At 55.4% G+C, this 13,767-nt stretch carries 15 protein-coding genes; 9 read left to right on the top strand and 6 right to left on the bottom strand.

The features are described from left to right. Positions 1-15: 15 nt before the first annotated feature. Positions 16-768 (top strand): copper homeostasis protein CutC, encoded by a 753-nt coding sequence (gene cutC / locus QMZ65_RS02495; protein WP_034828632.1) that lies wholly within the window; start codon positions 16-18, stop codon positions 766-768. A 169-nt stretch (positions 769-937) separates the two neighbouring features. After that, a complete protein-coding gene (locus tag QMZ65_RS02490; protein WP_034828634.1) occupies positions 938-1,798 on the top strand; it encodes a hypothetical protein in 861 nt (286 codons plus the stop codon). A gap of 41 nt (positions 1,799-1,839) precedes the next feature. On the opposite strand, the gene QMZ65_RS02485 is transcribed toward QMZ65_RS02490, so the two are convergent. Next, entirely contained in the window at positions 1,840-2,937 is a 1,098-nt protein-coding gene (locus tag QMZ65_RS02485; RefSeq protein WP_160832824.1) for a glycerol dehydrogenase, read from the bottom strand. Positions 2,938-3,112: 175 nt separating this feature from the next. On the opposite strand from QMZ65_RS02485, the gene QMZ65_RS02480 reads away from it, so the two are divergent. Continuing rightward, positions 3,113-3,733 carry a LysE family translocator gene (locus QMZ65_RS02480; RefSeq protein ID WP_160869625.1) on the top strand — a complete coding sequence of 207 codons (621 nt, stop codon included), beginning with the start codon at positions 3,113-3,115 and terminating at the stop codon, positions 3,731-3,733. 3 nt (positions 3,734-3,736) lie between these two features. On the opposite strand, the gene cmoB is transcribed toward QMZ65_RS02480, so the two are convergent. From cmoB to QMZ65_RS02465, 3 genes are all read right to left on the bottom strand, one after another. Further along, positions 3,737-4,705, bottom strand: a complete 969-nt coding sequence (cmoB, locus tag QMZ65_RS02475; protein ID WP_283215311.1) for a tRNA 5-methoxyuridine(34)/uridine 5-oxyacetic acid(34) synthase CmoB — start codon at positions 4,703-4,705, stop codon at positions 3,737-3,739. Then, positions 4,702-5,430: a carboxy-S-adenosyl-L-methionine synthase CmoA gene (cmoA, locus tag QMZ65_RS02470; RefSeq protein WP_034828642.1), complete on the bottom strand. Its 729-nt coding sequence runs from the start codon at positions 5,428-5,430 to the stop codon at positions 4,702-4,704. Before cmoA ends, cmoB begins: the two co-directional genes overlap by 4 nt. 77 nt (positions 5,431-5,507) lie before the next feature. Then, positions 5,508-6,329, bottom strand: a complete 822-nt coding sequence (locus QMZ65_RS02465) for a DUF72 domain-containing protein (RefSeq protein WP_097116853.1) — start codon at positions 6,327-6,329, stop codon at positions 5,508-5,510. Positions 6,330-6,561: 232 nt separating this feature from the next. Here QMZ65_RS02465 and aspS point away from each other — a divergent pair, with 232 nt between their 5' ends. The 6 genes from aspS (at position 6,562) to ruvB (ending at position 12,159) form a co-directional block, all read left to right on the top strand. Continuing rightward, complete coding sequence (gene aspS / locus QMZ65_RS02460; protein WP_034828646.1) at positions 6,562-8,343, top strand: aspartate--tRNA ligase; 1,782 nt, start codon at positions 6,562-6,564, stop codon at positions 8,341-8,343. Further along, positions 8,343-8,774, top strand: coding sequence for a dihydroneopterin triphosphate diphosphatase (gene nudB, locus QMZ65_RS02455; protein ID WP_283215310.1), 432 nt, complete (start codon positions 8,343-8,345; stop codon positions 8,772-8,774). The genes aspS and nudB overlap by 1 nt, the downstream gene beginning before the upstream one ends. A gap of 241 nt (positions 8,775-9,015) precedes the next feature. After that, positions 9,016-9,759 carry a YebC/PmpR family DNA-binding transcriptional regulator gene (locus tag QMZ65_RS02450; RefSeq protein ID WP_034828649.1) on the top strand — a complete coding sequence of 248 codons (744 nt, stop codon included), beginning with the start codon at positions 9,016-9,018 and terminating at the stop codon, positions 9,757-9,759. Positions 9,760-9,796: 37 nt separating this feature from the next. Further along, positions 9,797-10,324 (top strand): crossover junction endodeoxyribonuclease RuvC, encoded by a 528-nt coding sequence (gene ruvC, locus QMZ65_RS02445; RefSeq protein WP_283215309.1) that lies wholly within the window; start codon positions 9,797-9,799, stop codon positions 10,322-10,324. 207 nt (positions 10,325-10,531) lie between these two features. After that, entirely contained in the window at positions 10,532-11,146 is a 615-nt protein-coding gene (gene ruvA / locus QMZ65_RS02440; protein ID WP_283215308.1) for a Holliday junction branch migration protein RuvA, read from the top strand. Positions 11,147-11,154: 8 nt separating this feature from the next. Next, positions 11,155-12,159 (top strand): Holliday junction branch migration DNA helicase RuvB, encoded by a 1,005-nt coding sequence (ruvB, locus tag QMZ65_RS02435; protein WP_097116855.1) that lies wholly within the window; start codon positions 11,155-11,157, stop codon positions 12,157-12,159. 70 nt (positions 12,160-12,229) lie between these two features. Here the strand turns inward: ruvB and znuB are convergent, their stop codons facing one another. After that, positions 12,230-13,015, bottom strand: coding sequence for a zinc ABC transporter permease subunit ZnuB (znuB, locus tag QMZ65_RS02430; RefSeq protein WP_034828656.1), 786 nt, complete (start codon positions 13,013-13,015; stop codon positions 12,230-12,232). Beyond that, positions 13,012-13,767 (bottom strand): zinc ABC transporter ATP-binding protein ZnuC, encoded by a 756-nt coding sequence (gene znuC / locus QMZ65_RS02425; RefSeq protein ID WP_097117250.1) that lies wholly within the window; start codon positions 13,765-13,767, stop codon positions 13,012-13,014. The genes znuB and znuC overlap by 4 nt, the downstream gene beginning before the upstream one ends.

The following is a 13,767-nucleotide window of genomic DNA, read 5'->3' as shown; positions in this document are numbered from 1 at the left end:
GAAAAGGAGCAAGCTATGACGAAACTGGAAATTTGTTGCTACGGCATCGACTGTGCAATGACTGCACAGCAGTCCGGTGCCGATCGCGTGGAACTGTGCAGTGCCCCACGCGAAGGCGGGCTGACGCCGTCAGCTGGCGTGCTGGAAGCCGCACAACGTGAACTGTCCATACCGGTTCACCCGATTGTTCGCCCGCGTGGCGGCGATTTTTGTTACACCGCACAGGAATTTGAGGTGATGAAATCCGATGTTGCACTGATGCGTGAACTCGGTTTCCCTGGCGTGGTGATCGGCATGCTGGATGAAGATGCCCATGTTGATATTGTGCGCATGCGGCAGATCATGGCGCTCAGTGATGGCATGGCGGTGACCTTCCACCGCGCTTTTGATTTGTGCCACAGCCCCAAACGTTCGCTGGACGTACTGACGGATTTAGGCGTTGCGCGCATTTTGACTTCCGGCCAGCAGCAGAGCGCGGAAACTGGAATTGCATTGTTGCGGGAACTAAATGAACTGAGCACGGGTCCAATTATTATGGCCGGTGCGGGTGTTCGTTTGAGCAATTTGCAGAAATTTATCGATAGTGGTCTGCAGGAAGTTCACAGCTCCGCCAGCCGACTGGTTGCTTCGCCGATGCGCTACCGTAAAGCCGGTGTCTCCATGTGCTCCGAAGCAGAAGTCGACGAATTCAGCCGAACTTGTGTCGACGGCGATGTGGTCGAAGCGATGAAAAGCATGCTGGAAATGACCGCAGTTCGTGTCGCCTGAGTTCGCACCCCTTTTGCCGCGCAGCACGCCAAAACTCTGACGTGATGTTTGCAAGTACCAAACCCCAGTGAGTTTTGCTGGGGTTCTTTTTGTCTGCTGTACAGCCGTTGATAGCGCATTGTTAAAAAAGATGCTTTGATTACTTTATGGCTTAGCGCGGATAACATTCATGAAATCCTACTCTTGTGCTGTTTTAGTGCTGTTGTTTCCCTTGTCTGGTTCAGCGCTGGCGGTGAGCACTGCCTGTCCGCCTCTGAGCAAAAATATTACCAGCAGCAACAACTGGATCATGCTGGGTGGTGATGCCAAAGGCGCGGTACGTCAGGTCGTAGCCGGTGAGTTTGGTAAAGATGTCGATTCGCAAAAGCGCGTGCTGGGGCAGTTCGATCAGTGCGGGGATTTGATGGTTGCCGACATTACGTATGACAAGAACGAAGGCAACGTGGTGCTGACCATGGAACAGCACATCGCCCGCGTGCAGCGAGGTTGGGTGGCGGAGTATGCCTACCTGGTCAAAGTGGTAAAAGCGGGCAAAGAGGAAGTGGTGGATAACCGTCAGGGCACCATCAGCTGGCAAATGGGTCAGCATGGCAACATCATCAGTTCTTCCGACAAATTTACCAGCATGGGCAAGGATGGCTTCACCGATACCACTTACCGCTACGACAAACATTTTCGTCTGGAGAAAAGCGTCGCGCGCGGCAGTGATGTGATGACCAACGGAGAGAGCACCTGGCGCTGGAATCCACAAGGGCTGGTCACCTCATCGTCCAGTGCACGCGGTAAAGACACCTACAGTTATGATAAGCAGTGGCGAGAGCTGCGGCTTAATGGCTTCGCTACCACGCCTGTCAGTACCTTAAGTTCAGTTGACGAGTGTCAGTTATGGGATGAGGTGGGCAACTGTACGCTAAGTTATCTGCATGAAACCGAGGTGTTTGCTAAAGGCACCATCGAGCGCCACCTGAGTTCTGCGTACAAATATCAGTACTGGGATCGCCCGCCAGCCGTAGCGGATGACGGGGAGTAAACGCGGTTGGTCCGGGCGCACCGTGGTGCGCCCAACCTCTTTTACTGCACGGTTTTACTGAAGGCATCCACTGCGACAATCGCGTTAGCAATATCCTCTGGCGACAAGTTCGGGTTGAGGTTCTTCAATGTATCCCCCTCGCTGTTCGCCAGCGCCCCGACGCGCAGCAGATTCTCCCAGGACTCGTTCTCCAGATGCAGCTCTTTCAACGTGGTCGGCATTTTGATGGAACGGTAGAAGCGGATATAGCGCGCAATCTCCTCATCCGGACGCTGCTCCAGCACCATTTGCGTCAGCGTGCCGTAAGCGACTTTCTCGCCGTGCGTCAGATGATGGATATCGCCATCAATCGCGGTAAAGCCATTATGAATGGCGTGCGCACCCGCCAATCCGGCATTCTCGAATCCGAGTCCTGAAAGCAGGGTATTGGCTTCCACCACGGCTTCGACGGCAGGCGTCACGCGCTTCTCACTCACCGCCGTGTAAGCACTGTAGCCCCACGTCAGGAGTGTCTCTTCACAGGCGCGCGCAATCGCGGTGCCCGCAATGGTGGGATCACCGTTGACCATCGATTTGGCGTGCGAGCGCAGCACGGCCTGAGCCTCCACCCAGGTGGCCAGACCATCGGCAATGCCGGAGGCGAACAAGCGGGCTGGTGCACCGGCACAAACCGCGGTATCCACTAGCACCAGATCCGGGTTTTTGCTGTAGAAGCGATAGCTCTCAAATACGCCGCTGTCTGAATAAATCACGGATAGCGCGCTGCAGGGCGCATCCGTCGAGGCCACGGTCGGTACTATGGCGACCGGCTGCTTAAGCTCATCCGCAATCGCTTTTACGGTATCCAGCGTTTTACCGCCGCCAAGGCCCACCACCACATTGCTGCCTTGTGATTTCGCCAGCTGCGTTAAACGATTGATCTCGTTGCTGGAGGCTTCACCGTTAAACTGCTGCCAGCTGAACTCAATGCCTGCCGCTTTTAACGTTTTCTGTGTGCGTTCACCAATCAGTTTCCAGACGATGTCATCGGCGACCAAAAATGCATGCTGGCCCAGCTCGGCCACATAGGTCCCCAATTCATCCAGCACACCTGCACCCTGAACATACTTACGCGGAGAAGAAAAAATGAATTTACTCATAGCGACAACTCCTTGATGTGAGAAAAGCCGTTGCCGATAAAGTGACACAGATAAATGACGGAGATTTAACCATTACTGGCAAGTTGAGAATTATTATCAATTACTGACGGAAGGTAACTATCGTCAAGATGTTGCGGCAAGGTTAAGATAGCGGCGAACTGACAGGGAGCTCGCCATGACACTGATATTTTCATTTCTTTTTGCCATTACTATTCTGACGTTAACGCCAGGCTTTGATACCGCGCTGGTGCTGCGTTCCGCAGCCGCGCAAGGCTGGAAACGGGCATCAGCCACCGCATTGGGCGTCACCATGGGCTGTCTGGTGTGGGGCGTTGCGGTGGGACTGGGTCTCGGCGCGCTGCTGCTGGCTTCCGAAATGGCGTATAACCTGTTGAAGTGGGTCGGCGCCGCTTATCTGCTCTATCTCGGCATTAAACTGCTGCTGAATCCCCGCACCCAGGCGGAAGAGAGTCAGAGTGTGCAGGGCAAAGAGCAAAGCTATTTCGCCTGCTTCTCGCGAGGATTATTCGGCAATCTGTTAAATCCGAAAGTCGGTGTGTTTTATGTCACTTTCCTGCCACAGTTTATTCCGGCCGGTGCGTCAGTGGCGCTATGGTGCACCCTGATGGCGTTAACGCATATGATAATTGGCCTGGTATGGAATGCGATATTGATTGGCGGCAGTCAGTATTTTGCGGCGCATCTGCGTCGTCCAACAGTGCTGAAAGTGATGGATCGTTTGACGGGCTGTGTGTTTATCGGTTTCGCCGCGAAGCTGGCGCTGTCGCGGCGTTAAGCATTACGGCTTGCGTGCCACCAGTACCGCGCGTAGCGGTGCTGGATAACCTTCAATGGTTTTGCTGCTGTCGTTAGGATCAAGGAACTCGGCCAGCGATTCGCTGGTCATCCAGCTGGTGCGACGTTGCTCCTCCACTGACGTCACCGCGTAATCCGCGATGCGCACATCGACAAAACCACACTTCTCCAGCCAGCCTTTCAGCGCTGCAGCAGACGGAATAAAGTAAACGTTGCGCATCTGCGCATAGCGTTCACCCGGCACCAGAACGGTGTTTTCATCGCCCTCAACGACCAGCGTTTCCAGCACCAGCTCTCCCTCGCTGAACAGCTGGTTTTTCAACTGCAATAAATGATCGAGCGGCGAGCGGCGGTGATACAGCACACCCATGGAAAACACCGTGTCGAAAGCCTGCAAGGCGGGCAGTTGTTCGATGCCAAGTGGCAGCAGATGGGCGCGACGATCGTCTCCCAGCAGCTTACGCACCGCTTCGAACTGACACAGGAACAGCTGCATCGGATCGATGCCGACCACCAGCTTCGCGCCTGCGCCGATCATGCGCCACATGTGATAGCCGCTACCGCAGCCGACATCCAGCACCGTGCGGTGGGTTAATGGCGAGATATGCGGCAGCACGCGATCCCATTTCCAGTCCGAGCGCCATTCGGTATCAATCTCGGTGCCGTAAAGGGAATAAGGACCTTTGCGCCAGGGCATCAGGTTGCGCAACAGGTTTTCAATACCAAGACGTTGGCGATCGGTGAGATCGTCAGCCGTGGCCGTGACGCTGTTGACCAGATCCAGCGTTTGCGGGTTCAGCAGCGGCAGGTAATCCACTGACTTTTCCCAGTCGCGGAATTTACCGTGCAGATTCTCGCGCTGCCAGGCTGCGACTTGTGCGGGTAAAACTTCCAGCCAGCTCGCCAATGGGCCGGTGGCGATTTGCTGATAAAAACGGCCAAAATCAATCATTTCAACGCTACCAAAGAACCAAAGTTAAAGCACTGGAACCACAATTCCGCATGGGCAAATCCGGCAGTTTTCAGACGCGCTTTGTGCGCTTCTACACTGTCGGTGAGCATGACGTTTTCCAGCATGCTGCGTTTCTGGCTGATTTCCAGTTCGCTATAACCGTTAGCGCGCTTGAAGTCGTGATGCATGTTGAACAGCAGTTCGCCCACTTCGCCATCTTCAAAGCTGAATTTCTCAGACAGCACCAGCGCACCGCCGGGGTTCAGGCCTTTAGCGATCTTTTTCAGCAGTTCCAGGCGCGCAGGCGGCTCAAGAAATTGCAGAGTAAAGTTCAGCACCACCATTGAAGCATTCTCAATATGGATATCCTGAATATCCGCTTCAATCACCTGCACCGGCGTATCTGCGCGGAAGGCATCAATATGGCGGCGGCAACGCTCCACCATCGCCGGAGAGTTATCCACGGCAATAATCTGGCAGCCCGGCACATGAATATTACGGCGCACTGAGAGCGTGGCGGCACCCAGCGAGCAGCCGAGATCGTAAACCTGGCTATCAGGCTTCACAAAGCGTTCTGCCAGCATGCCAATCATCGAAATGATGTTGGAATAACCCGGCACCGAGCGCTGAATCATATCGGGAAAGACTTCAGCCACGCGCTCGTCAAAGGTCCAGTCACCCAGCTTATCGATGGGTGCGGAAAATAGCGTATCGCGGTCAGACATAATGAAAAGTCCGGAGAGAGGAATCGGAAAGGGCGCTATTCTGTCAGAAAGTCCCGCAGGCTGCACCCGCTTTGAGTTTAGAACAAGCTGCTTTGTTGCGGCCAGTCGGGCAGATTGCGCAGCGAAGGCTCAAGTTGCAGCAACTGAGGCCACAGCGCCTGCAGTAAGGGGAACACTTCGCCCATATCCGGCGTATGGATAAACAGCATCGGATCGCTGTCCGCCTGCCATTCTGCCAGTTTGTTTTGCCACGGCTGAAACAGCGGCACGCTCTCTTCCACGCTGTCACTGCCGATAAAGCGCACCATCGGTTGCGAACCGCTGCGCACGGCATGCGGTGGCACGCGCGGTTTTTTCGCCCGGGCGTCCACGGCGGCGGCGCTTTGCGAAGTCGAGGCGTGCACCGGACGGCTATCGAGGATCACGCGATTCACGCCGCGTTCCAGCAGGCCACGGTTGAACGCGCGCTCAGCCTCGCCTTTGGCAAAAAACTGCTCGTGGCGCACTTCAACGCCGTAACTAAACCCGCGCGGCAGGCTATCGAGGAACAGCCACAAGTCTTTCAGTTGCGTGGGTGAGAAGGTCGCCGGCAGTTGCAGCCAATACTGCCCGATGCGCTGGCTCAACGGATCGAGCAAGCGGAAGAATTCGTTCAGCAGTTCATCGCAGTTCCGAAGCGCGGCTTTGTGGCTGATGCTGTTGGGAAATTTAAAGCAGAAGCGAAAGTCATCGTGAGTCATATCGCGCCAGCGCATCACTGCTTCCGGCGAGGGCAGCGCATACAGCGTGGTGTTGCCTTCCACGCAGTCAAACAGCTGGGCGTAATCCGCCAGGGTTTCCAGCCCATACTGCTTCCAGCGGGGATGCTGCCATTGTGGTAATCCAATGCGAAGTGTCAAACGCGGCTCCTGATCCTTTTACGGGCGGGAATAGGCCGGGTAATGTACCCTGTTTTGGTGTCGGCAGGAAAATCCGCGCGATAAACCGCAATGTTTTGCCCGCTTTGATCTGGCTCTACTTATCCTGCCTGGGTTTTTCCATTATAATAGCCGCCTTTTTTGCGACAGCATCTCAGAAGGTTACGCGGCCTGATGCTGTCTGGCAGCAGCGGCGAAGTTAAAAGGATACGTTATGCGTACAGAATATTGCGGACAGCTCAATCTGTCTCACGTGGGTCAGCAAGTCACTCTCTGCGGTTGGGTTAACCGCCGTCGCGATCTGGGCAGCCTGATTTTTATCGATATGCGCGACCGTGAAGGTATCGCTCAGGTATTCTTCGACGCCGATCATCAGGACGCTTTCCAGCTGGCCTCTGAGTTGCGTAACGAATTCTGTATCCAGATCACCGGCACCGTGCGTGCGCGTGAAGAGAAAAACCGCAACAGCGATATGGCCACCGGCGATGTCGAAGTGTTTGCCCATGCGCTGAACATCATCAACCGCGCTGAACCTCTGCCGCTGGACTCTAACCAGACCAACAGCGAAGAAGCGCGTCTGACCTATCGCTATCTGGACCTACGTCGTCCGGAAATGGCACAGCGTCTGAAAACCCGTGCGAAAATCACCAGCTTCGTGCGTCGCTTTATGGATAACGAGGGCTTCCTCGATATCGAAACCCCGATGCTGACCAAAGCCACGCCAGAAGGTGCGCGTGACTATCTGGTGCCAAGCCGCGTGCACAAAGGCAAATTCTACGCGCTGCCGCAGTCCCCACAGCTGTTCAAACAGCTGCTGATGATGTCCGGTTTCGATCGCTATTATCAGATCGTTAAATGCTTCCGTGATGAAGACTTGCGTGCAGACCGTCAGCCAGAATTCACCCAAATCGACGTGGAAACCTCTTTCATGACCGCCGAGCAGGTGCGTGAAAAGATGGAGCGTCTGATTCGTGAACTGTGGATCGACGTGAAAGGCGTGGATCTCGGTGACTTCCCGCAAATGACTTTTGCTGAAGCTATGAACCGTTACGGTTCTGACAAACCCGATCTGCGCAACCCAATGGAGCTGGTGGACGTGGCTGACCTGCTGAAAAGCGTGGAATTCCAGGTGTTTGCAGGCCCGGCTAACGATCCGAAAGGTCGTGTTGCCGCGCTGCGTGTGCCGGGTGGCGCAGCGCTGACGCGTAAGCAGATTGATGAGTACACCAAATTTGTTGAGATCTATGGCGCCAAAGGTTTGGCGTGGATGAAGATCAACGAGCGTGCAAAAGGCTTCGAGGGTGTACAGAGCCCGGTGGCGAAGTTCCTGACGCCTGAAATCGTTGAAGCGATTCTGAACCGCACCACTGCACAAGATGGCGATCTGATCTTCTTTGGCGCTGACCGTGCCAAAATCGTCACTGATGCGCTGGGTGCACTGCGTCTGAAAGTGGGCCGTGATCTGAAGATTACTGACGAAAGCATGTGGGCACCGCTGTGGGTCATCGACTTCCCAATGTTTGAAGCGGATGAAGAGGGCGGTCTGGCTGCGATGCACCACCCGTTCACTTCACCGAAAGAGCTGACCGCAGAACAGCTGGCGGTCGACCCGACGCAGGCCGTGGCGAACGCTTACGATATGGTGATCAATGGCTACGAAGTGGGTGGCGGTTCCGTGCGTATCCACAACGGCAACATGCAGCAGACCGTATTCAGCATTCTCGGTATTACCGAAGAAGAGCAGCGCGAGAAGTTTGGCTTCCTGTTGGATGCCCTGAAATACGGCACACCACCGCACGCGGGCCTGGCCTTTGGTCTGGACCGTCTGACGATGCTGCTGACCGGCACCGACAACATCCGTGATGTTATCGCGTTCCCGAAAACCACTGCAGCGGCGTGCCTGATGACCGAAGCGCCAAGCGAAGCCAACCCGGCAGCGTTGTTGGATCTCGGCATTCTGGTGGCTCCGAAGAAAGAAAAGTCAGAGAACAAGTAATGGGCTATAAACATCCGGTTTCAGTGCTGGTGGTGATTTTTGCGCGAGATACTGGCCGGGTGTTAATGCTGCAGCGACGGGATGATGAGTGTTTCTGGCAATCCGTAACGGGCAGCCTCGAAGCGGGTGAGAGCCCGCGTCAGGCGGCACAGCGCGAAGTGTCAGAAGAGCTGGGTATCGACGTTGCGGGCGAACAGCTGGTGCTGGACGATTGCCACAAACACATTGAGTTTGAAATCTTCCCGCACTATCGCCATCGTTACGCACCTGGCATCACGCACAACCGCGAACATTGGTTCCGGCTGGCACTCCCGCAAGAGCGTGACCTGCTGCTCACCGAGCATCTCGCCGCGCGCTGGCTCGATCCTGCCGCTGCCGCAGCCCTGACCAAGTCCTGGAGTAATCGCCAGGCAATCGAAGAATTTACCTGAATGCCCGCCGCCGCGCGTTTTTCCGGCGACGAATCAGCTAGATTTCATTTATCCTGCGCAGAGTTTCAACCCTGCGCCCTAATATTGAACAGTCGAGCGTAATCGGCGCAGCGAGGTCGGTTACCGCCAGCGCGCAGCAACCGGAGCGTACTTTTGTACGTGAGGATTGCGAGCACTGCCGGGAATCGAGATCGCAAGTAAGATAGCTCGTGCGAAATAAAAGATCGGAGAAATACTCAAGATGGCTGGACATAGTAAGTGGGCAAATACCAAGCACCGCAAGGCGGCGCAGGACGCTAAGCGCGGCAAAATCTTCACCAAGATCATCCGTGAGCTGGTGACCGCAGCGAAACTGGGCGGCGGCGATGCCGGCTCGAACCCGCGTCTGCGCGCAGCAATGGACAAAGCCCTGTCCAACAACATGACCCGTGACACCATGAACCGTGCGATTGCACGCGGCGTGGGCGGCGAAGATGATTCCAACATGGAAACCATCATCTATGAAGGTTACGGTCCAGGCGGCTCAGCGGTGATGATCGAGTGTCTGAGTGACAACCGTAACCGTACCGTGGGCGAAGTGCGTCACGCCTTCACCAAAACCGGTGGCAACCTCGGCACCGACGGTTCCGTTTCTTACCTGTTCAGCAAAAAGGGTGTGATCTCCTTTGCGCCAGGCCAGGATGAAGATGCGGTCATGGAAGCGGCGCTGGAAGCCGGTGCGGAAGACGTGGTGAGTTACGACGACGGTGCGATTGATGTGTTCACCGCGTGGGAAGAGCTGGGTGCGGTGCGTGATGCGCTGGAAGCCGGTGGCCTGAAGGCGGATACCGCTGAAGTCTCAATGATCCCTTCCACCAAAGCGGAAATGGATGCGGAAACCGCACCGAAACTGCTGCGTCTGATCGACATGCTGGAAGATTGCGACGATGTGCAGGAAGTTTATCATAATGGTGAAATTTCTGATGAGGTCGCGGAAACGCTGTAATGGCGTTTTCCATTAACCTCACAGCCGGAGGCGCGTAGTGGCGATCATTCTCGGGATTGACCCCGGCTCGCGCGTCACCGGTTACGGTGTGATTCGTCAGGTTGGCCGCCAGCTCAGCTATCTGGGCAGCGGCTGCATCCGCACCAACATCACCGATCTACCCTCTCGCCTCAAATTGATTTACGCCGGGGTGACAGAAATCATCACCCAATTCTCGCCAGACTATTTTGCTATCGAGCAGGTATTTATGGCGAAGAATGCGGACTCAGCGCTTAAGCTGGGCCAGGCGCGTGGCGCAGCGATTGTGGCGGCGGTGAACCTCGATTTGCCGGTGTTCGAATATGCCGCACGTCAGGTCAAACAAACGGTAACCGGCACCGGTGGGGCAGAAAAAAGTCAGGTTCAGCACATGGTGCGCACCTTGCTGAAACTGCCCGCTAACCCACAAGCTGATGCCGCTGATGCGCTGGCGATTGCCATTACCCATTGTCACCTGAGCCAAAACACCACGCGATTGAGTGACGCTAAGCTGGTGATGACGCGTGGGCGATTGCGGTCCGGCTGACGAAAACCCAAACATTGAAGGCTGGATATTGATCCAGCCTTTTTTATGATATAAATACCCGTCATATTTCCACTGGCTGATGCGCGAGCTACCCTTGTTCACCTGAATCACTGACCTCAGTGCGTTCATCGTCATGCGCTCGCTTGCCGCTTTAACGTCAGCGGAAATCAATCAGGTATTTTTAGGATTACATAAGGAACTGCTCAGGTGATTGGTCGCTTACGAGGCAATATTCTGGAAAAACAGCCGCCGCTGGTGTTGATTGAGGCGCACGGTGTGGGTTATGAAGTGCACATGCCAATGACCTGCTTCTACGAGCTGCCGGAGATCAATCAGGAAGCGATTATCTTCACCCAGTTTGTGGTGCGTGAAGATGCGCAGCTGCTGTTCGGCTTCAATAACAAACAAGAGCGTGCGCTGTTCCGTGAACTGGTGAAAGTCATTGGCGTGGGGCCAAAACTGGCACTGGCAATCCTTTCTGGCATGTCAGCACAACAGTTTGTGACCGCCGTTGAGCGTGAAGAGATCGCGTCATTGATCAAGTTGCCTGGTGTCGGCAAGAAAACCGCCGAGCGTCTGGTGGTGGAGATGAAAGACCGCTTTAAAGGCATGCACGGCGATCTGTTTGGCAGTGACTCGACCTTCACATTGACCACGCCGTCTGAAGCGCCAGCCGCGAATGATGCTGAGGCCGAAGCGGTTGCTGCACTGGTGGCGCTGGGTTATAAACCGCAAGAAGCCAGCCGCATGATCAGTAAAGTCGGCAAACCTGATGCGGATTGCGAAACCCTGATCCGTGAAGCTCTGCGCGCAGCTATTTGAGGTAATGCATGATTGAAGCCGATCGCCTGGTCTCGGGCGTCTCTATAAATGAAGAAGAGAGCCTCGACCGTGCCATTCGTCCTAAGCTCCTGGCGGAATACGTGGGGCAACCGCAGGTGCGCGAGCAGATGGAGATTTTCATCAAAGCAGCGCAACTGCGTGGCGATGCGCTGGACCATCTGCTGATTTTCGGCCCGCCGGGATTAGGTAAAACCACGCTGGCTAACATTGTGGCGAATGAGATGGGCGTGAATTTACGTACCACTTCTGGTCCGGTGCTGGAGAAGGCAGGCGATCTGGCTGCGATGCTGACCAACCTCGAACCTCATGACGTGCTGTTTATCGATGAGATTCACCGCTTATCACCGGTGGTGGAAGAGGTGCTCTATCCGGCGATGGAAGACTATCAGCTGGATATTATGATTGGCGAAGGCCCAGCGGCGCGCTCAATCAAACTTGATTTGCCCCCCTTTACCCTGATTGGCGCCACCACGCGCGCGGGCTCGCTGACCTCGCCGCTGCGCGATCGCTTTGGTATTGTGCAACGCCTTGAATTTTACAACGTACCGGATCTGCAACACATCGTCAGCCGCAGTGCAGCGTGCTTAGGATTGGCATTGAGTGAAGAGGGCGCGTTAGAAGTGGCGCGCCGTGCCCGTGGTACACCTCGTATCGCCAACCGTTTATTGCGTCGCGTACGCGATTACGCCGAAGTTCGCGCCAACGGTGTGATGAGTGGAGAAGTCTCTGCCAGCGCACTCGATATGCTCAACGTCGATAATCAGGGTTTTGATTATATGGACCGCAAGCTGTTGCTGGCGATCATCGACAAGTTCTCGGGTGGTCCGGTGGGATTGGATAACCTGGCGGCGGCGATTGGTGAAGAACGGGAAACCATTGAAGATGTGATTGAACCCTTCCTGATTCAACAAGGATTCATTCAGCGCACGCCGCGCGGCCGTCTGGCCACGCAGCATGCCTACAAGCATTTCGGCATCAGCCGCGACGAGTAATGCTGGCGTTCGTCCGGCTGCGCGATTTCACGATCGGGCATTCGCTAAGGGGCCATTAATGGCCCCTTTATTACGCCGCCGGCTTTTTCGCCATACTAAAGATGAACAGCACAGCGGCGCACAGCACCACGGAAGGGCCGGCGGGTGTATCGTAAGTGGCGGAGAACGTCAGTCCGCCGGTGACCGCCAGAATACCGATAATCACCGCAAAACCGGCCATCTGTTCCGGTGAACGGGAGAAACGACGTGCGGTGGCAGCGGGAATAATCAACAGTGAGGTGATAATCAGTGCACCGACAAACTTCATTGCCACACCAATGGTTAAGGCGGTGACCAGCATCAGCATCAGGCGCGTGCGTTGAATGTTGACGCCATCCACTTGAGCTAACTCCGGGCTGATGGTCATCGACAGCAGTGAGCGCCACTGCCATGCCATCACCGCCAGTACAATGGCCACGCCAGCGCCCATCATCCACAAATCATCCGGTGTCACCGCCAGCAGATCGCCAAACAGATACGCCATTAAATCGACACGTACACCCTGCATCAGGCTGACTACCACCAAACCCAGCGACAGCGCGCTGTGCGCCATAATACCGAGTAACGTATCAATGGCCAGATGCGGACGACGCTCCAGCCACACTAAGCCCAGAGCCAGAAATACAGTCACCAGAATCACTGCATAATAGGGATTCACATTGAGCAGCAGACCAAAGGCCACGCCGAGCAGCGAAGCGTGCGCGAGGGTATCGCCGAAATAAGACATGCGGCGCCAGACCACAAACGAGCCAAGCGGACCCGCCGCCAGCGCCAGCAGCACGCCACCGAGCCAGCCGGGTAATAACAGTTCAATCATGACGGACCATTTCCTTTGCGCAGCACAATGCGTCCCTGTAAATCGTGACGGTGATTATGATGATGGCGGTAAATAGCCAATTGCTGCGCGCCGCGTGGGCCGAACATGGCGATAAATTCTGGATGCTGCGACACCGCTTCTGGCGTGCCGGAACAGCAGATGTGGTGGTTGAGGCACAGTACCTCGTCAGTTTTTGCCATCACCAGATGCAGATCGTGCGAAACCATTAGCACGCCACAATTGAGCTCCTGACGAAGCTGATCGATCAAATCGTAGAGCGCCACTTGCCCATTTACGTCAACCCCTTGCGTAGGTTCATCTAACACCAGTAACTGGGGTTGATTGAGCAGGGCACGCGCCAGCAGTACGCGCTGGGTTTCACCACCTGAGAGTTTTTGCAGAGGCGCATTCAGCAGATGTCCGGCCTGCACGCGTTTCAAAGCCGGGAGAATAGCATCTCGCTTGCTGCCACGCGTCAGACGCATAAAACGTTCAACGGTGATCGGCAACGTCGGGTCAATGTGCAACTTCTGAGGCACGTAGCCAATGCGTAAACCGGGGGTGCGTTTGACGCTACCCCCTGTAGGCGTAAGAAGGCCGAGCACCGTCCGGACCAGCGTCGATTTGCCCGCGCCGTTCGGCCCAAGCAGCGTAAGTATTTTCCCTGGCTCCAGTGTCAGGCTAATACCTGCTAGCACAGGCCGCTGGGAAAACTTGACGGAGATGTTTTCAAGTGTAACAAGTGACGACAT

Source organism: Pantoea sp. EABMAA-21, assembly GCF_030053335.1.
GTDB lineage: Bacteria > Pseudomonadota > Gammaproteobacteria > Enterobacterales > Enterobacteriaceae > Pantoea > Pantoea communis.
The sequence above is the reverse complement of the archived record's forward strand: the minus strand, read 5'-3'. Positions and strand labels throughout refer to the sequence as shown.

What these genes read in the sequence shown, in the direction of transcription:
- QMZ65_RS02490 (WP_034828634.1), top strand. Translation starts at nt 938, where the DNA reads ATGAAATCCTACTCTTGTGCTGTTTTAGTGCTGTTGTTTCCCTTGTCT.
- aspS (WP_034828646.1), top strand. Translation starts at nt 6,562, where the DNA reads ATGCGTACAGAATATTGCGGACAGCTCAATCTGTCTCACGTGGGTCAG.
- znuB (WP_034828656.1), bottom strand. Translation starts at nt 13,015, where the DNA reads ATGATTGAACTGTTATTACCCGGCTGGCTCGGTGGCGTGCTGCTGGCG.
- znuC (WP_097117250.1), bottom strand. Translation starts at nt 13,767, where the DNA reads ATGTCGTCACTTGTTACACTTGAAAACATCTCCGTCAAGTTTTCCCAG.
- QMZ65_RS02480 (WP_160869625.1), top strand. Translation starts at nt 3,113, where the DNA reads ATGACACTGATATTTTCATTTCTTTTTGCCATTACTATTCTGACGTTA.
- cmoB (WP_283215311.1), bottom strand. Translation starts at nt 4,705, where the DNA reads ATGATTGATTTTGGCCGTTTTTATCAGCAAATCGCCACCGGCCCATTG.
- QMZ65_RS02450 (WP_034828649.1), top strand. Translation starts at nt 9,016, where the DNA reads ATGGCTGGACATAGTAAGTGGGCAAATACCAAGCACCGCAAGGCGGCG.
- ruvB (WP_097116855.1), top strand. Translation starts at nt 11,155, where the DNA reads ATGATTGAAGCCGATCGCCTGGTCTCGGGCGTCTCTATAAATGAAGAA.
- nudB (WP_283215310.1), top strand. Translation starts at nt 8,343, where the DNA reads ATGGGCTATAAACATCCGGTTTCAGTGCTGGTGGTGATTTTTGCGCGA.
- cutC (WP_034828632.1), top strand. Translation starts at nt 16, where the DNA reads ATGACGAAACTGGAAATTTGTTGCTACGGCATCGACTGTGCAATGACT.
- QMZ65_RS02485 (WP_160832824.1), bottom strand. Translation starts at nt 2,937, where the DNA reads ATGAGTAAATTCATTTTTTCTTCTCCGCGTAAGTATGTTCAGGGTGCA.
- cmoA (WP_034828642.1), bottom strand. Translation starts at nt 5,430, where the DNA reads ATGTCTGACCGCGATACGCTATTTTCCGCACCCATCGATAAGCTGGGT.